The organism is Acinetobacter sp. S-1 (genome assembly GCF_059579785.1).
Window position 1 is genome coordinate 117,699 of sequence record NZ_CM184207.1, and the last position, 19,320, is coordinate 137,018.

Sequence of the window (19,320 nt, forward strand, 5' to 3'; positions counted from 1 at the left end):
GATGGCTTTTTTTATGTGGCTTGGATGGTTCTAAATAAGAACTTTGATCGTCTTTTTCTTCCAAATAAATTGATAATACAAGCCTTGAATAATACATAGACTGACAAATGCCAAGGCATAGGCAACCCAAATGCCTTTAAGTCCCCACATTGAGCTAAACCAGTAAGCGCATGGAATTTCAATAAATAAAATGGCAGAGATGTTAATCAGCATTGGAACAGTCACGGTACCGCTCGCACGCATGATAGATGCAAAAATGGCACCTGCGCCAAAGAATAAAATCGCCCAAAGTACAATAAATAAAAGCTGTTGACCTAACACCACCACAGTTGGGTCGGTAATAAACAAAGCCATTAAATATTTTGAAAATAGATAACCAAGTGCAATTAAGGCACCTGTAAATAAAAAGTTCATTCCCAGAGCCGTGCGGGTTACTCGCGCTAATAGATCTGATTTACCGGCACCAATCGCTTGCGCTGCAAAAATTGAGGCTGCGATGGAGATCGAAATCGCTGGAAACTGAATATAGTTGAGCACCTGATTCACTGCTCCATACGCTGCTGTAGCATGTGAACCATAATGGTTAACCAACCCAACAATAACTAAACCCGCCATTGAGGTGGTAATCATTTGAATACCAGTTGGGACGCCTAAGCGTAAAATAATTTTGCTCAGTTCTGGATTATGACGGATATGTTGCAGAAGTTGACGATTCGGCCGAAGTGAATGATTTTGCTTGTTAAGATAAATCGCGAGAAAAATTAATATTGCGATATAACTAATAATTGATGCTATAGCAGGAGCAATAATCCCTAGGGCAGGAAAGCCAAAATAACCTTTGAGAAGAATTGGTGTAATAATTACACCGATGACACTGGTTAAAGCTAGAGCCAGTAAAGGGGTCGTACTGTCTCCCACACCACGTAAAATTGAGGTATAGATAATATAAACGAACAGAAGTGGACTACCCGCCAACATCCATTGTACATAAGGCAAAGCAAGATGCATTACCTTGGGATCTGTACCTAAAAGCTCCAAAATATCATGGGCGAAAAACACACCAAGAATCGCGGTAATAATTCCACCAATGATGGTCATAAACAGGGTAGAACCGACCACACTTTGGACTTTCTCTATATTTTGCGCACCCCATGCTTGCCCTACTAAAACAGTAGTACCCGTTGAAATCCCAATAATAAAAGCGAGTAGCAAAAATAAGATAGGGAAATATACAGAAACTGCCGCAATTGCATCTACTCCCATCATTTGACCAACAAAGATGGTGTTAATAGTTCCCGACAAGTTCTGCAAAATATTGGTTGCAATCAAGGGTAGCAAGAAAACAAAAAATGTTTTCCATAGATTTTGCTGTTGAATTAAGGACTGTCTTGGTGGCATGTATTCTCCATCGCCCATCTCTTTGTTGAGCTGGGCGGATATTCAACTTAGCATATTTGGAGTGAATGACTTGTAGTATTTTTACAGTGCTAAGTGGCTAAATTTATTAACATTGATTCAGAATTTCTCCTGCTTTTTGCAGAGTCTCATCATTTTTAGCAAAGCAGAATCGAATCAAGCGTAAAGACTCAGGCGCTTGCTGGTAGAAAACCGAAACTGGAATAGCCACAATCTTGTGTTGCTCGGCAAGAAACTGGCACATTTCCACATCGTTTAAGTCGGGACGAATTTGACTATAATCAAGATTTTGGAAATAAGTACCTTGAGAAGGTTTAAGTAAAAAACGACTATTGAGAATTGCCTGATTAAATCGATCTCTTTTCGTTTGGTAAAACTGAGAAAGCTCTTGAATATGTTCTGGATGTTGCTCCATATATTGCGCTAGAGCAATCTGACAAGGGGTCGTACCACAGAAATTCGCATATTGATAAATCTGGCGGAATAAACGCATCAGCTCAGGTGAAGCGACGCAGTAACCCGTTTTCCATCCCGTCACATGAAAGGTTTTTCCAAAAGAACCAATCACAAAACTACGCTCTCTGAGCTCTGGAAAATGCAATGCGCTAAAGTGTTGTTGACCATCAAAAACTAAGTGTTCATAGACCTCATCGGATAAAACCAGAATATTTTTATCTTGAATCAGTTCAATGAGTTCTAACCAGTCTTGTTTTGCCCAGATCGTACCGGTTGGATTATGGGGCGTATTCACCACAATCATACGGGTTTTGTCATTAATCAAATCTTTAACTTGTTGCCAGTTCACCTTAAAGTCAGGTGCTTGCAACGCAATATGAACAGCTTTACCGCCTGCTAACTCGACAGAAGGGCCATAGCTATCATAACTTGGGTCAAAAATAATGACTTCATCACCTGCATTGATGCAGGCTTGTATGGCACAAAAAATTGCAATGGTTGCGCCGGGAGTAATCGTGATTTGAGTAACAGGATCAAGTTGAAGTTGATCACGCTGCTGAAATTGTAAAGCGAGTTGCTCCCGTAAACCGAGAATGCCATCGCCAGGCGGGTACTGATTATGTCCAGCTAAAGTCGCTTGAGATAAGGCTTCAAGTAAGGCTTGTGGCGCCGGAAAATCTGGAAAGCCTTGTGATAGGTTGAGAGCACCTAAACGATGTGCCATTGCCGTCATGGTACTAAAAATAGTCACGCCTTGAGTGGCCAATTTTGACTGTAGCTGAAGCATATTGTTCTCTTATTAAAAATATTTAAAGTTATAAAATTGACTCAATCACTGCCCGAATTACACCGAGTGTCAAACCAATAAATGCACCCACTACAACACCATTTACTCGGATCATATGCAAGTCGCCACCGACTTCATTTTCAATTTTCCCGATCATTTCACGTGAATCCCATTCATGAATGCGTTCACTCACATAGCGTATGATTTTATGGCTATATTGATCCGTAAAATTCATGGCAAGTCCTGTCATTTCTTTGTTGAGAACTTCACGTACTTTTACATTTTGAACAAGATTTTCACCCAATTGCTGAATCGCAGCTCGCAGGTTCATTGCAATACCAGAGTCTTCTTTCATTAAATCTTCTTTAATGGCATCACACAAAATGGTGACAGCACCACTAATAAAATTTAGAACTTGAGGACTATCAAGGAGCGCATCTTTGCCGCTGTTAAGGCGTTGACTGGCAACACTATCGGGTTTCGCTAGTTCCAGCATGAGTGAATGTGCAATAGTTTCAATTTCTTGTCGCCATGGGTGTTCATGGTCGGCCAGCATCGATTCTACTTTTTCAACCAATGAGTCGATGGTACGTTGTTGAACATCAATACCAATCCAGCTTGCACCTCTTGCAAGTGACCAGACCCCCAGTGCTTTAAACATTTTTCGGGTTAATTCACGGGTTTTATCTGGGTTTTGTACCACCCACTCATGGGCAATATCGAGACCACGTTGTAAAACGTCTTGGTGGAAATCATTTTCCAAGACTGCACGTAGCATTTCACTGGCGAGTTTGTTGACTTGGGTATTACGTACCCATTGCACACTGTTGTTTTGCACGAAATTAGCAATTTGCTCTTGGCTCACAAATTCAAAAATTTTCGGTACAGTTTGCTGAATGAGCTGCACCACTTGCGTATTGTTTTGCGGACTTGCCAACCATTGACCAATTGCGAGGCTTAAGTCTGTTTTTTCTAAGCTTTTTTCGACCACTTGAGGCGAAAGAAAATTTTCCTGTACAAAACGGCCCATTGACTCTGCAATACGTGCCTTGTTACGCGGAATAATCTCGGTATGGTCCCGTAAAAACTTAGGAATTGGTAACTTACCAAAAGGGTTCCTAAACAGAACTGTAATCGCGTACCAATCGGCTAGACCACCAACTACACCTGCTTCGGCCCCTAGCATCAAAATATGAATAAAACCTGTATATTCTGGCAGAAAACGGTCGGCTACCATCAGTGCAATCCACAGCACAACGACGATGATCAGCGCTAGGGTAGCAAAATATTTACTACGTTTAAGACTGGGCACGTGGTGAACTTCTTCTGCCATGCTCATAAATTTATCCTATTCATTTTTGTTTTACTGGAGGCTCGGGTGGTGGCAACAGCGCTCCTGTCGGACTCAATCCATATTTTTGTCCGATTGATTTCAAGATCAAGGTTGCATCAAAAGCGTCTTGAGGAGCCTGCTTTTGATCCCGATAACATTCAATAGTATACGACACTTGAACAGGGTCGATATTGACCACTTGTGGGAAATCATAGAATGGATCATGCCAGAAACCCGGATAGCGACGACCATAGCCATAAGGATAAAAGCTTGGAGCAGATGGATAAACCACAGCCTGACGTGGTGGTTTCTGACTTTGGTTACTTGGGTCATTCAGTACTTTAAAAAAGCGGAAACCTTTTTGTACGGTCGTTTGCGCTGATTTTACCAAAGTGATTTCTTCAGCTGCACCGTAACTCATATTCGGATCGGCTTGAAAACTAATACGAAATGTTTGCGCATTTAAAGGGTATGCGGAAAACTGGCCAAGTTGATCAAAGGTTTTTGGTTTACTTGGAGTCGTTGCACAAGCAGTTAAGGTTAAGGCAGTGCCTAAGGCTAAACAAAGAGAGAGATATTTCATGGTGAACTCCCAGCTGAGCATTAAAACAAAGATGACTCAGCATTAAAAATTAAGAAGCTTTAAAAACTACTGTTCGGTTCTAATAAAAATTCGGTTTCCTCTGGAGTAGAAACACGCCCGAGAATGGTATTGCGATGAGGATAGCGTCCAAAGCGATCAATAATGACTTTATGCTTTTTCTCAAAGCTCAAGTTAATTTCATTGCCAAGACGTTGAAATAGTTTCAAGGCAAATTCATGGATCAATTTTGATTCACTATGCATAAATGGCATATATAAAAAAGAGCGTTGCTCTGGATTAAGCTGTGCATCGAGTTGCAAACTAATTGCTTCTTGTGCCAAAGCTAATGCCAAGCTGTCATAGGCAAAAGATTGGGGCTGATCACGATAGATGTTGCGAGAAAACTGGTCTAGTACAATAATCTCTGCCAAACGACCTTCTGCTGTTTTTCGCCAAGACCAGAGTTCTGCTTGAGTTGCCTGTCGATGAACATCAGAAAAATTTTCACGGATTTTTTTGTCAAAATCATCACTTTTTGCAAACCAAAGTGAACGGTGTTCAGGAGAAAACCAGAAGTTTAAAATGTCTTGTTCGTTCATGATATTGACAACTCTTTAGCAATTATTCTTCAATAAAATCACAATTCTTTCGTGTCTTAAATAACAAGATTGTGATAAAAATTGCCAAACTGGAATGATGTGATTATATAAGTAACCGTATCATCTCACGATTTTGTATATAGTGATCTTTAATAAGCGAGCAAATGCATGAGTCAACCCACTACACCATCTCAATCAGTTATTCCTGCTTGGGTGGATTCGTCGCTACTACAAGGCATGTTACGTGGAATAGAGCGTGAAAGCCTACGTATGCAAAGTAATGGGTTCTTATCACAAGAGTTACATCCGAAGGCACTAGGTTCGGCGTTAACACATCCAAAAATTACGACTGATTATTCAGAAGCGTTGATGGAGTTTATTACCTCACCTAAGCCAACGATTGAAGAAGCTCTGCATGAGCTCACCGATATTCATGCGGTTGTACATCGTCATTTAGAAAATGGTGAAAAACTCTGGCCGCTGTCTATGCCATGTATGTTAGACGACAATGAAGAACGGATTCGTCTAGCGCAATATGGCACTTCTAATATTGGCCGTTTTAAAACACTATATCGCCGTGGGTTAGGAATTCGATATGGTCGCCGTATGCAGACCATTTCAGGCGTGCATTACAACTTATCTTTCCCAGATACACTTTTTGCTGAGCTACAAGCTCATGAAACTGACGAACAATTAAAATCATTAAGTTTGCAGGATTACCGTAGCCATCGTTATTTTGGCCTTATTCGTAATTTTATTCGTTTAACACCATTGGTCATGTTCTTGGTGGGCGCGAGTCCAACAGTATGTCGTTGTTTCTTGACTGGACACAAACATCATTTGTTGCCTTTAATCAAAGGTTCATACTATTTACCGTATGCTACAGCTTTGCGTATGGGACGATTAGGCTATCAAAACTCAGCACAAAAAAGCTTAGGTATTCATTACAACAATTTGTCTGGCTATCTGGATGGTTTACAAAAAGCCGTTCATTCTCCTTACCCACCATTTAGCCGTTTAGGGTTAAATGATGCATCTGGTGAGCCGTTGCAAATTAATGATCATGTTTTGCAGATTGAGAATGAATATTACAGTCTCGTACGTCCAAAACAGGTGCCTCAAGCAGGTGAAACACCGTCTCAAGCTTTAAAAAATCGAGGTGTCGGTTATGTTGAGTTACGTGCAGTAGATGTAAATCCATACTCGGCAATTGGTGTTGATGAAACGACAGCAGGCTTTCTTGAAGTGTTAGCACTTTATTGTCTGTTAAGTGATAGCCCAGACTTGTTATGTCCTGAACAAGACTTGGTTGAGAAAAATCAGACAGAGGTGGTCAACCGAGGTCGAGCGCCAAACGCAACCATTACAGATTTAACAGGGTCATATCACATCGAAGATTGGGCACGTTTATATATTGCAAAAATGCAAGATTGTGCACAGCTACTCGATCAGACCTATGCAACGGACTTGTATGGTTCAGCTTTGGCGGTCATGCAAGCACGAATTGATGAAGTTGATGAGACTTTATCTGCCCATGTTATTGACGATACGTTAAAACATGGTGGAACTTGGAGTTTTGGTAGCCACATGGCGCAATTACATGCTGAAAGTTATGAACAGCATGAGCTTAGTGTGGAAACCTTGAAACATTTTGAACAATTGGCTGCACAGTCGTTACAGCAGCAAGAACAACTTGAGCAAGATACCAAGGTCAGTTTTGATCAATATCTTGAACAATATCGATAATAAAACGAGGTTTTACATGCGATTAAGTTACCGTTTGGTGAGTGGACTACTTGTTTTAGCAAGTATTGTCGGCATGTCTTTTGCGTTGTATCTGGAACATGTAAAAGGTTTAGAGCCATGTCCGCTCTGTATTTTTCAACGTGTTGGCTTAATGGCGATGGGCCTTGTAGCACTCATAGCCTTTTTGCATAACCCAGTTTCCAATGCGGTTAAACGTTTTTATGCATTTTTAGCAGGCATCGCAATTTTATGGTCAGTAGGTGTGGCAGGACGTCATGTCTGGTTGCAACATTTACCACCAGATCAAGTACCAAGCTGTGGCCCAGGTTTAAATTATTTAATTGATGCCTTACCAATGAAAACGGTTTTACAAGAAGTATTGTCGGGTTCAGGTGAATGTGCAGCAATTGATTGGACCTTTTTAGGTCAATCTTTACCAGTTTGGTCATTGGTCTATTTCCTCTTACTATTACTGGTCTGTTTATGGCAGTTATTCCGTTTTTATCCAGTATTTAAGACAACCAAAAAAAGAGCTTAAAGCTCTTTAAAAAAGCCCAACACTATGTTGGGCTTTTTATTGCTTGGGAATAGGTCAAAATATAAAAAAACGAATTAAAAAAAAGCATAATCATGTAGACAGATAGTTCTGTTTTTTATAAAGTGCAGCCGTTTATATATCCTTATGATTATAAAAAAATGCTTTTTAATATCTTTAATGTTTTGGAAAAAATAGGGTTAAGTGCGCAGAAACGTGCCATCCATGTGCAATTTTCTAATGAACTACTCAATAGCCAAGTTTTTTTACAGCGTATAGAAGGCCAACATCAGCTAAATGGGGGATTGGAAGCTGAGTTGATCTGCCTTTCAACGAGTGCCCAAATTGCATTAAAGCAGTTTATAGGTGTGCAAGTTGCTGTTGATCAGGTTACTGATTCTGGACAATTATTCCGAACTACAGGAATTGTAACAGAAGCGAGTTATGGCCAGAGTGACGGTGCTTTAACGCTTTATAAACTCACCTTAAAAGACGCGACAAACTTATGGCACAAGCGCCGTAATAGTCGTGTTTTTATGAATAAAAGCATTATTGAAGTCACGGAAGTTTTATTTAAAGAATGGCAAGAAAAAAGTCAGCTATTTGCGACAAGTTTAAGTCTTGATCTTAGTGGATTAAGTCAGAGTTATGATATTCGCCCATTTATCATGCAGCACAATGAATCTGATTATGACTTTCTTACACGCTTGTGGCGAAGTGAGGGTGTTAGTTGGCTCATTGATGAATCAGAGCTTTTTGTCCCTCATTTTACTGCACCAATACAGGCTCAAAAACTAAGACTCATTGATGATAATAGCCAGTACCAAGCTTTAGAACGACGCAGTATTCGCTATCACAGAAGTAGTGCGACAGAATATCAAGATAGCATTACAGGTTTTGTTGCGGTGCGGTCTTTACAGCCGACTGCTGTACATGTGCAGCGTTGGCAACCTGATGCTCTAGCACATGAAGAAGGTGTAGGTTCAGTTATCACTACACACTTACATTCAGAGCAATTTGATTCAGCGAGTTTGAGTCTTGAACAAGCATGGCATGTTAGTCCTGCTTGGATGCAAGATTTGAAAGGGGAAGATCAGGCCACTGCTTCAAGTAGTAATCAGCTAGAAAAATTAAATCAGCACTTCACTGACATGTACGCGAGTCGGGCCAAATATTTTAAGGCTTATAGTAGCGTCCGTGATAGTCAAGTCGGCTATTGGTTTAATTTACAGGAGCATCCTGAAATTGATCAGCATGAAGGAGCAGATCAAGAGTTCTTAATCATTGCTAAAAATTTCTATAACCAAAATAACTTACCAAAAGATTTACATCAGCAAGTTAGCCAGTTGTTAACCCAAAGTCGTTGGGATAAACGTGGTTATGATGATATTGAGCGCCAAGGTAATGAGCTGACCCTAATACGCCGTCAAATTAAAACGGCACCTGAATATAATCCAGAACAGCATCGCCCAATTGCTTACCCGCAAAGAGCCAAAGTCGTGGGGCCAGAGGGAGAGACTATTCATGTTGATGAATGGGGGCGCATTAAGGTGCGTTTTCTATTCACCCGTAGTGATGATCATGGGCATGATGGTGGCGCGGGTAGCAATGACAATGATACCGACTCAGCTTGGGTGGATGTACTGACTCCTTGGGCAGGCGAAGGTTATGGAGCACGCTTCTTACCACGTATTGGTGAAGTGGTGGTCATTGACTTCTTTGATGGCAATATTGACCGTCCATTTGTGACTGGACGCATTCATGAAGCACAGCGCTCACCAACCAAGTTCGATGTGAAAGGGCAGCTTCCTGATACTAAAAAACTAAGCGGAATTCGCAGTCAGGAAATCAGTGGTAGTGGCTTTAACCAATTACGCTTTGATGACACAACGGGGCAAATTAGTACCCAATTACAAAGTAGCCATGCAGCAACACAGCTGAATTTGGGTAATTTAAGCCATCCAAAAGAACAAGCGACGAGCCAAGGCCGTGGAGAAGGCTTTGAGCTTAGAACAGATGCTTGGGGAGCTGTGCGTGCAGGTAAAGGGATGCTCATTAGTACCTATGCACAAGAGCAGGCGATTGCAGACCATCTAGAGGCCGCACAAGCACAATCTTTACTTTCACAAGGCTATGAAAGCATGAAAATGCTCAGTGAAGTTGCAGCAAAGCAACAGACTGATGCTTTGAACGTGATTAATCGCCTACCCAAATTCATCCAGTCACTTGAGCTAAAAACTACAGGACAGGCATTAGATAGTACGGTGAATCTATTTAAAGAAGGGATTAATAACGATCCTATTCACGCTTTAAAAGACTGTGGCGGCTTTATTCAAGATATTGGTGCGTTAGGGGGAAATGCAAAAGGCGTTGTAGACGAATTTAATTCTTTTTTTAGCGATGCCAAAGATGCGGTAGAAAACTTAAAAGCATTTATTGAAAATGTTGAAGAGCATGGTGCTGACATCGTTAAAGGAAAACTTGCCAGTATTAAAGACCGCATTCATAAAAATCCATTTGAAAGTATTCAAGAGGTTGGAAAAGTCTTAGCGAATATCGAGACTAAAGACTTTGACATGATGAGTGTATGTGGAACGTTTAGTAAAGGCAGTAAATTGGAAGTATCACCTTCTAAAGCATTAAGTTCTTTGCAAGGCTTTATGGAAGGTTATACCCAAGGTTTAGAAAGTAGTTCCGATATTAAACAGCAAGAACAAGGCAAAATTTTTAGACAAGCCTTGATGTTATTAGCATCGCCAAATGGCATTGCCTTGACGACACCTGAAAATATTATTCTGCAAGCTTCGCAAGATATTGCTGAAAGTGCCAGCGGTTCAATTAATTTAAGTGCACAGAAAAATATCATTGGGCATGCGCAAGACAAAATAAGTTTGTTTGCCGCGCAAAAGGGTTTGCGTGCTTATGCAGCAAAAGGAAAGCTCGAACTACAAGCACAAGACGATGCCATTGAAGCAATTGCTAAAAAGGTCATTAAGCTCATTTCTACGGAAGAAAAAATCGAGCTTACCAGTCCAAAAGAAATTGTTTTAACCGCGGGTGGATCTCAGCTCAAAATTAATGCGGATGGTGTATTTTCAACAACAGGCGGTAAGTTTGAAAGTAAAGCTGGGCAGCACTTGTTTACGAGTGGAGCAACAGTAAATGCTGAGTTGCCGAAAATGCCGGCAACTGGGATGTATAGTATGAGATTTGATTTAAGTCAAATATTTGATACTAAAATATTAAAAAATATGAAATATAAGTTAATTAATCATTCTAAGAAAATTGAAGCTGTATATGAGTTTGAGCAAGAAAGTAGCGCGAGAGTTTACAGCGATTCTGTTGATAATGTAGAACTCGCTTTAGTCCCAGGAGCTTATTTAACAGAAATTAAAGAGCTGATGCTTGGACAGGAAGCTGAATCACTAGATGGTGAGGAGATTGATGGCTGTGGGTGTGGAGAAGAGCATGAACATGATTGAAATATTTAAACGAAAAACAACGCAAGTTTCGCGATTGAATATGAAAAAGACTTTTATATCAATTTTTCTATTGAGCACAATTATTTTTAGTTTTAATCTTTATGCAAATGGCGATACGTTTGTAGTTTCGGCGAAATGTAAGGATGAATATAATTCTAGTTGTGACATTGTGAGAACTGTAAATGCTCAGAATGAAATAGTTATAAAAGGTGTCAAACTTTTAAATATTTCAAAAATAAATCAAAACTTATATAAAGTAAAAACATCTTGTGGGTCTCCATGTTTAGTTACGCTTTTCTATAGTCAAAATAAAGAGGATTCCACAGACGAATTTATTGCCATTGATAATAAAAATAATTGTTTGATTGAAAGTGATAGTGAAAAGAAAGTTATTTATGCAAGAAAATTGTTTACAAATAAGGCTAGAAAAATTGTCAATTTAAAAACTAAAGAATTTAATAGTTTGATTCAAAGGTTTGATTATTATAGTTATTTTAAAAATATGAGTTCTTTTTTACGTGATGGTAGTTTAAATTTAATAGCAAATAATGAATCAACCATATTAGCTAATAAAAAAATAGCTAATCCATGTGGAGAATAACGATGAGTTATTCTGAAGAATTTATTGATTTTATCGCAACTATAAAAGGCGAAGCGGGTATTTGTGGAGATATTTCAAAGAGAGCCGTTGCACATTGTATAATGAACAGAATAGGTTTTGGTGAATGGGCTCAACACACAAGTATAATGGGATATTTAAAAAATGATTTTGATGCTTTAACAGATGAAACTGATGCTGTTCGACAAGTTAGGTTGGAAATGAAATCTAATAAAATTTCTAAATCTACTCAGCATATTATTGATTTAGTGTCACCAATTTATAATAGACAAGAAGAGGATTTTACAAATGGCATCGTGCTATATTGGAGCCCAAAAGCACAAGCACAACTACATAAAGATAAGCCAAAAATTTATAAGTATCCACCAGCATTTATAAACTCTGAAACAGAAAAAGTTGAAATAAAAGGCACTGAAAATGATGATATGAGTTGGCATAGATACAAAGGTACATCACGGTTTTACGTGCAATTTGTAGATAAAAGTGCTAGCCCATTAGTTAACTCTAGAGTAAGTGTTGGTTACAAAAAAACAAAAGTAGTGCCAACTCTTAGTAATTTATTGACAAATAGTCAAGGAAAAATTAGATCTATTTTAGTGAAAGGAGGATGGGGAGCAAGGATTACCGTTGATGGAAAACCTGTTGTTGATAATAATCAAAAGCCAGTACTATTAATTGCTGATGGTAAAAATCATTCTGCAGTTTTGGTGGTTGCAAATGGTATAAGCGGAATCAAATCCCAAACAGATATACATACCCAACAACCGACTCCTTCGCAGAAACCGGAGCCTGTGAAATTAGAAAATAAAGCAAGTGTTGAGCAAAACGCGAAAGTAAGTAAAAGTAATGATCAGCAAAAAAATATTAATTTTAGTATTAAAGTCATAGACAGTGAAAATAAACCGATTCCAAATTTTTCTTATTTTCTAAAATATAAAAATGCAGAAAAGAAGCATAGGGTAGGTGCTAATGGTATTGAAAATAGCTTAACAGCATTAAGTGGCGAGGAGATTACATTTTTAATTAGTGGGCTAGACTCAAAACAAGAAATTATTCATTTTACAGCACAAGAAGGTATGGGCGAAAAGACGATAAAGCTTAATTTACATACTTTTAATATTCTTTTTAGACATAAAGATACGAAAAAACCTATAACAAATTTGAATTTAATTCAAAAATATAGAAATCAGATAAAGCAAAAAAAGACTGATGGTAATGGAAAGATAACTGTTAGTGCAATGCCAGGATTCGAGCTGAATTATAAATTAAGAGATGAACGGAACTTATTGACTATCAAAGTTGATAAAAATAAATCGCTTCGTGTTATCGATGTTGACTCGTCAGCAATAGAGCAAGCATCAAAAAATATAAAGACAGGGACTAAAGTTGTAGAACTAGCTCAATCTAAACAACAAGTTCCTTCATCAAAACATAAACAACCAGTTGAAACTCATGACTCTACTCCTAAAAGAGATGAAAACACTGCGATAAGTAAAGATGGTCATCCCAAAATGGTGGTTAATGATAGTAGAGAAGTTGAATTTACAGTTTTAACTTATGACGTTAAAACTAATCAATTATTTAATGGTGGTAGTTATATTGTTGAGTATAAAGGAACAAAACGTAGTCATGTCAGTGGTGCAAATGGGCTGGGTAAAAAAATTCATAAGGGGGTAATAAATGAATCTATTAGAATTATAGTTTTGGAATCCAATAAAGAGAAAATTATTTTTGATGGAAAAATTGAAAATAGTATGGCAACGATTAATTTGAAAATTCAAAAAGCAGAAGTAGCTAAGGTTGAAGGAGTAAGTGTTCTATTTAGCGGCGTGAATGAAGAGTGGAGACGAAATATTGTTTCTGAAAAAACCAAAAAAATATTAGCATTTTTAGCTAAAGAAGCGGGAATGAATAAAATATATATAACAAGCACAATTCGAACAGCTGAATCCCAAGCTAATGCAATGTATAGTCAGAATATTAGGTATACTGCGCCGGGAGAAGAAGTAAAAAGAGTCAGAGATGAATGTAAAGCCAAGAATATGAGGAAGGAACAAACTATTAGTAAAATGGTAGAGAAAATTATTGAATTACAAAAACAAAATAAAAAAGTTTCCAAACATTGTGTCAGTACTGAACAATATAACAAGGTTAATGTAGTAGATATAGGATTAAATAGTAATGGTTTTGGTACTAATAGTCACTTGAATGCACAAGGGAAAAAATTTAAGCAAGCCTGTAAGGATGCTAAGCTTAATGGTATCATTAGTGGCTTTATTTCTGGGGATGAACCTGGAGAAGGTGCAATGCATATAGAGATAACCCAATGAAAAATACTTTATTATTAATACTAGTTTTATTAATTTCTGGATGTTTCAATACAGCTAATACAGCTAATACAGCTAATACAGCTAATACAGCTAATACAGCTAATACAGCTAATACAGCTAATACAGCTAATACAGCTAATACAATTTATTATTCATATAAAAAATGCAATTTAAAAAACACTTGTAATGAATTTAATTATACAAAAAATCAAAACAGCTATGCATTATTTGCTTATAAGCCTCCGGTAGATGAATTTTATATAAAAATAAAAGATAATAAATATTATGTTGTTTATAAAAATATCTTTTCAGAAGGTGTTGAGATGGGATGGGCACAAATGAAAATAGTTACAAATAATGAAAATAATCTAGTTATGGAAACTAATAAGATATTTCAAACTTTAGGAAACTATAATTCTATAGGTAGTGGTGATAACTCTGATTATGTTCCCTCGAAAAACTATAGAAAAGATATGTATATAATTAATGACTTCTATGATGGTTACTCTTTCAAACAATATCAAAAATTAACTTTTATAAAGAAAAATAAGCAGCTTTTACTTGATTGTAAAAGTTATCTGAAAGATTTAGATCCGAAGAATAATTATTCAGGCATGTTCTATAGCGTTTGTTCTGATAAGGAAAAAATTTATTTTAAAGAAATTCCAGAGTTATAACCAAGGTTGTTTTTTACTATATTAACTCTTTAACTTTATGCCAAGAGTGGTAAGTTTTTTTACTTTTATAAATTAGAGAGACTAAATACTTAATATGAGAATAATATTATTTACACCTAATCTTATTTAAGTAATAAGATTAGGTGTAAGATGGTATATATTACTATTAATTATATTTAACTAAAATATTTTATATTAAATTACGTAAAACAGTTGATGTTCAAAATTAAGTATTAAATGTTTCAATATATTTTATTTTAGCAGAGGGTGAATATAAGTATTTTAATGATAAAAAATTCTTTGGTACTGATGGTACTTTACCTAATAATGATTTTTTACAACTTGATAAAATCATAATTAAGGATAAAGATAAGAAAATAGAAATTGGTAAAATGATATAGAGCAATACTTTTTTCCTAACAATGGTATAGATGGAGACAAGAACGAGCTTGCTGATTTTAAAATATATTATTTAAATAATAATATTTATATTTTAAATACTTTTAATAATGGTGATGCAGCAGTTTACAATATTGTTTTAAATATAAAAAATGGAAAAGTAATTGCCAATAAAGCTTGGAAGGTTGAAATTTAAAAATATTTTCTTTCTTCTACAAAAGCTAATTAATTAAAAAAGCCCAACATAAGTTGGGCTTTTTTTACGTCTCTACAATTCCTTCTAAATCTTCGAGCTTATAGTTCGGCATATCAATAATATGAGTTTGAATACCCTCTTGAACATAATCATTCACATGAGGATATAACCAGCGAGTGATCTGTTCGGCAACACTTGAGTGATACTGAATTTCAAAGTGATTTAAGCCATAAAACACGGCTTTATGTGAATCTGGAACTTTAAGCTGAAAACGTGGATTAGGGTGTTCGCCTAGCGCGCTTTTTACACTCACTAAGTAGTCGCCAATTACGGTCAATGCTTTATTACGGACCTTTTCAAATTCTAAGGTCCCTGCTACTAAAAAGGTGTTGATATGGGAAGGCAGTGGAGCAGGAGCACGGTTATCATCCATCATACCAATACGGGCATCCATATGTTCCCAATCATCATCACGAACGCTGCCGTGACGTAAGTCTAAAATACCATTACTGCGAATATTAACCAGTTGACCGAGTAAGCCGACAAAAGGGAAAGCCCCAAGTTTATCTTGTATGGTAAAGCCAAAGCGCTCTAAAACTGCCCCATGATGTGGAGAGCCAATACAGACTAGATTCTCGACCATATGAATCCATTGATACATATTTTGTTTGCCATAAAATAAGGCACTACGAGAGACTAGCCCGCCCATACTATGGCCAATGATATCAATGCTGGTAATTCTTGGATTACGTTGGACCAAGTCTTCTAATAAGTTTGAAAAACTGCGTCCATTAGCTGAAATGCGTCGACCTGTGTTGTAATTTAAATACAACATGGTGTTATGGTCACGCTGCGCTAACAGGCGCTCACCAATGCCGCCATAGTGTGCATTTGACCAAGTCAGATGGTTCATACATAAACCATGAGCTAAAATCACGATACGGCCTGCAAGTTCCCCTTGTTGTATTGCACCGTAGTGATCGTATAGCACCATGGGTAAAGCGAGGGGGCTATGCTGTTTCAGTAGATAATCCCCAAAAATCCCATTCAAAATACCGACTAAAAAATGTAGGCTTGGGGTGAGTGGTTTTTCGTGAAGTGTAGGATATTTTTCAATAATGTGACGTAAGCTTGGCGCTAAAAAACAACTCCCATATTTTTGTAAAGCGCCATAAGAAAACTGATATGCCTTTTGCACAAATGGTCGTTTTTGAAAGTTTTTAGCATTTTGTGTACTCACACCAAAAGCATTTTTTAATACTTCAATATTAATAACTTGAATTAATTCATGTACACCATTTAAGCTGGTGCTGAACAGTTGAGCTAAACCTTCTAATACGTCTGCCTGACTAGGTGGCGTACGATCCCATTTACAATAAGTTTCATGTAGTGGTGTTAAGCTCGGCATATCTTTTCCCCATATACGTTATAACCGACGTTTTAAGCTGTACTTTTTATCAACGGCAGCTAACGTTTCCATCTTAGTAGTTTAAATAACACATGTTTTTAAAATACTGATGAATGGTTAGTTGAGTGGTTTTTCTTGTCTGACAATAGTGTTTTTATATACAAACTGAGAACAAAAATGTGAGTTTATTCTCAATTTAGAGGGAAAATATATGAATATTATCTACCTCCATGGCTTTAATAGTAGCTCTCTTTCAATTAAAGGGCTGAGCCTTAAGCAGTATTGTAGCGAATTGGGCATAAATGTGCATTTGCCAGATTTAAACAGATCTCCTGATCTAGTGGTTGAGCAAGTTTCAGCGCTTATTGAATCGTTACAAGACGTGGCTTTAGTTGGTAGTAGCCTTGGCGGGTTTTTTGCGACATATTTTGTCGCGAAATATAATGTTCCAGCTGTACTGATTAACCCTGCTATGCAACCATGGAAACTGTTTGATGAGTTATTTCAAGTTGAAAGTATGCCCTATGTGGTGAATGATCAATGGTCAATTGACCATGTTCAGTTACGGCAGTTACAACAACTGGAACTGAAACAACCTGAAAATGCCGACAAAATACTCGTCTTATTGCAACAAGGCGACGAAATTTTGGATTATCGTCAAGCACAACGCTATTATAGTGCTGCAACGCCATCCTCATTGATTTTGACGGATGCTCATGGCAATCATGCTATGGAAGATTTTGAAGAAAAATTACCGTTAGTGATCGAATTCTTTGCGCACACCATCAAATAAGGAAAACGTACAACGTGACACAATATACGGCTCAATCGCTTGAAGTTCTTTCTGGTTTAGACCCTGTTCGTCGTCGTCCAGGGATGTATACCGATACGACTCGACCTAACCATTTAGCCCAAGAAGTTATTGATAATGCTGTTGATGAAGCATTAGCTGGTCATGCCGACAAAATCTGTGTCACGGTTTATAAAGATGGTTCGTTGTCGGTTGAAGATAATGGCCGTGGTATGCCAGTCGATATTCATCCTGAATATGGTCAAAGTGGTATCGAAATCATTCTGACCAAGCTCCACGCAGGCGGTAAATTCAGTACCGATAACTATCAGTTTTCAGGTGGTTTACATGGTGTGGGGATTTCGGTTGTAAACGCTTTATCTACACGTGTTGAGGTTGAAGTTCAGCGTCAGGGTAATTTATACCAGATGGCCTTTGAGCAAGGGGAACCAGTAGCACCTTTAGCTGTTCTTGAGGGTAAAGCACCGAAACGTGCGACAGGTACAACGGTACATTTTTGGCCAGAAGCTAAATATTTCGATAGTCCAAAATTTGCGTTAAAAGCACTTAAACATAATTTAAAAGCGAAAGCTGTTTTAGCAGCTGGTTTAAAAATTACTTATATCGATCAAATTAACGATGAAAAAATCGAATGGCAATTTGAAAATGGCCTCGTCGATTATTTGATGGATGAATTGCAAGACCGCGAAATTTTGCCAAACCCTGCATTTGTAAGCAGCGGTCAGGCAGACCGTGCGGCATGTGAATTTGCGATTTGTTGGAATGTGGAAGGCGGTGAACAGGTTCAAGAAAGTTACGTCAACTTAATTCCAACTGCACAAGGCGGTACTCATGTGAACGGTTTGCGCTCTGGGGTAACTGAGGCGTTACGTGAGTTCTGTGAGCTGCGCAACCTGTTGCCACGAAACCTTAAACTTTCGGCAGAAGATGTTTGGGATGGCGTGAACTATATCTTGTCGCTCAAGTTCCAAGAACCGCAGTTTTCAGGTCAAACCAAAGAGCGTCTTTCGAGTCGAGAAGCATCAAATATTGTTTTAAATATTGCTAAAGATGCTTTCGCGCTCTGGCTCAACCAACATGCTGAAATTGCCATGCAGCTGGCAGAAATGGCGATTTCTAAAGCAGGTCGTCGTTTAAAAGCAGCCAAGAAAGTCGAGCGTAAAAAAATTGTTTCCGGCCCTGCATTGCCGGGTAAATTGGCAGATTGTGTTGGTCAAACACGTGAGGACAGTGAGTTATTTATTGTCGAGGGTGACTCAGCAGGTGGTAGTGCCAAGCAAGCGCGTGATAAAAACTTTCAGGCGATCATGCCAATTCGTGGAAAAATCTTAAATACATGGGAAGTTTCTTCAGATGAAGTACTCGCTTCCCAAGAGGTTCACGACATTGCGATTGCGATTGGTGTAGACCCAGGCAGTGATGATTTATCTGAATTACGTTATGGCAAAATCTGTATTTTGGCCGATGCTGACTCGGATGGTTTACACATTGCGACTTTGCTTTGTGCTTTATTCGTTAAACACTTCCCAGCATTGGTTGAAGAAGGACATTTGTATGTGGCAATGCCACCATTGTTCCGTATCGACATTGGTAAAGATGTTCATTACGCGCTTGATGATGATGAACTTGAAACTATTTTGAAAAATATTAAAGGTAATCGTAATCCGCAAATTACCCGATTCAAGGGATTGGGTGAGATGAACGCGATTCAACTACGTGAAACCACGATGGATCCGAACACGCGTCGTTTAGTTCAGCTCGATCTAGATGATGTGCATCTAACGGCAGGTTTACTCGACAAGTTACTTGCGAAAAAACGTTCGGCAGATCGTAAGCAGTGGCTTGAGCAGAAGGGTAACTTAGCTGATATCACTGTCTAAAAAGGCGTAAAAAATCCCCGCTCAATTGGCGGGGATTTTTTTATGTAAATCTAAATTGTTGGA

General features: G+C 38.0%; 14 protein-coding genes and 1 pseudogene. 9 read left to right on the forward strand and 6 right to left on the reverse strand.

What is annotated here, in order from left to right; translation table 11 throughout:
• Nucleotides 1-30: 30 nt before the first annotated feature.
• The 5 genes from AC52J8_RS00545 to AC52J8_RS00565 all read right to left on the reverse strand — a co-directional run bounded on the left by AC52J8_RS00545 (nucleotide 31) and on the right by AC52J8_RS00565 (nucleotide 5,174).
• A complete protein-coding gene (locus tag AC52J8_RS00545) occupies nucleotides 31-1,398 on the reverse strand; it encodes an MATE family efflux transporter (protein WP_203080007.1) in 1,368 nt (455 codons plus the stop codon).
• 106 nt (nucleotides 1,399-1,504) lie between these two features.
• On the reverse strand, nucleotides 1,505-2,659 hold the full coding sequence (locus tag AC52J8_RS00550; RefSeq protein WP_086399896.1) for a pyridoxal phosphate-dependent aminotransferase: 1,155 nt from the start codon (nucleotides 2,657-2,659) through the stop codon (nucleotides 1,505-1,507).
• 28 nt (nucleotides 2,660-2,687) lie between these two features.
• Nucleotides 2,688-3,998, reverse strand: a complete 1,311-nt coding sequence (locus AC52J8_RS00555) for a DUF445 domain-containing protein (protein ID WP_017387594.1) — start codon at nucleotides 3,996-3,998, stop codon at nucleotides 2,688-2,690.
• 13 nt (nucleotides 3,999-4,011) lie between these two features.
• Nucleotides 4,012-4,575: a CC0125/CC1285 family lipoprotein gene (locus tag AC52J8_RS00560; RefSeq protein ID WP_002122008.1), complete on the reverse strand. Its 564-nt coding sequence runs from the start codon at nucleotides 4,573-4,575 to the stop codon at nucleotides 4,012-4,014.
• 59 nt (nucleotides 4,576-4,634) lie between these two features.
• The gene (locus AC52J8_RS00565) at nucleotides 4,635-5,174 is read right to left on the reverse strand and encodes a DUF924 family protein (protein WP_002121850.1); all 540 of its coding nucleotides are present in this window, start codon (nucleotides 5,172-5,174) and stop codon (nucleotides 4,635-4,637) included.
• 168 nt (nucleotides 5,175-5,342) lie between these two features.
• Between AC52J8_RS00565 and gshA the strand changes: the two genes are divergently transcribed.
• The 7 genes and pseudogenes from gshA to AC52J8_RS00600 all read left to right on the forward strand — a co-directional run.
• Complete coding sequence (gshA, locus tag AC52J8_RS00570; protein WP_017387592.1) at nucleotides 5,343-6,920, forward strand: glutamate--cysteine ligase; 1,578 nt, start codon at nucleotides 5,343-5,345, stop codon at nucleotides 6,918-6,920.
• A 16-nt stretch (nucleotides 6,921-6,936) separates the two neighbouring features.
• The gene (locus AC52J8_RS00575) at nucleotides 6,937-7,458 is read left to right on the forward strand and encodes a disulfide bond formation protein B (RefSeq protein WP_002121896.1); all 522 of its coding nucleotides are present in this window, start codon (nucleotides 6,937-6,939) and stop codon (nucleotides 7,456-7,458) included.
• Between the two features lie 158 nt (nucleotides 7,459-7,616).
• Entirely contained in the window at nucleotides 7,617-10,937 is a 3,321-nt protein-coding gene (locus AC52J8_RS00580) for a type VI secretion system Vgr family protein (RefSeq protein WP_197738957.1), read from the forward strand.
• Entirely contained in the window at nucleotides 10,924-11,538 is a 615-nt protein-coding gene (locus AC52J8_RS00585) for a hypothetical protein (protein ID WP_086399898.1), read from the forward strand. The genes AC52J8_RS00580 and AC52J8_RS00585 overlap by 14 nt, the downstream gene beginning before the upstream one ends.
• A gap of 2 nt (nucleotides 11,539-11,540) precedes the next feature.
• A complete protein-coding gene (locus tag AC52J8_RS00590) occupies nucleotides 11,541-13,886 on the forward strand; it encodes a hypothetical protein (protein ID WP_086399899.1) in 2,346 nt (781 codons plus the stop codon).
• On the forward strand, nucleotides 13,883-14,563 hold the full coding sequence (locus AC52J8_RS00595) for a hypothetical protein (RefSeq protein WP_203080008.1): 681 nt from the start codon (nucleotides 13,883-13,885) through the stop codon (nucleotides 14,561-14,563). The genes AC52J8_RS00590 and AC52J8_RS00595 overlap by 4 nt, the downstream gene beginning before the upstream one ends.
• Before the next feature lie 263 nt (nucleotides 14,564-14,826).
• Nucleotides 14,827-15,158 (forward strand): annotated as a pseudogene (locus AC52J8_RS00600) (SH3 domain-containing protein); the annotation flags it as partial.
• Between the two features lie 64 nt (nucleotides 15,159-15,222).
• On the opposite strand, the gene AC52J8_RS00605 reads toward AC52J8_RS00600, so the two are convergent.
• Nucleotides 15,223-16,566: a PGAP1-like alpha/beta domain-containing protein gene (locus AC52J8_RS00605; RefSeq protein WP_002121854.1), complete on the reverse strand. Its 1,344-nt coding sequence runs from the start codon at nucleotides 16,564-16,566 to the stop codon at nucleotides 15,223-15,225.
• 211 nt (nucleotides 16,567-16,777) lie between these two features.
• Here AC52J8_RS00605 and AC52J8_RS00610 point away from each other — a divergent pair, with 211 nt between their 5' ends.
• Nucleotides 16,778-17,359 (forward strand): YqiA/YcfP family alpha/beta fold hydrolase, encoded by a 582-nt coding sequence (locus tag AC52J8_RS00610; protein ID WP_017387585.1) that lies wholly within the window; start codon nucleotides 16,778-16,780, stop codon nucleotides 17,357-17,359.
• A gap of 14 nt (nucleotides 17,360-17,373) precedes the next feature.
• Nucleotides 17,374-19,257: a DNA topoisomerase IV subunit B gene (gene parE / locus AC52J8_RS00615; RefSeq protein WP_005804402.1), complete on the forward strand. Its 1,884-nt coding sequence runs from the start codon at nucleotides 17,374-17,376 to the stop codon at nucleotides 19,255-19,257.
• The last annotated feature ends 63 nt before the right edge of the window (nucleotides 19,258-19,320 follow it).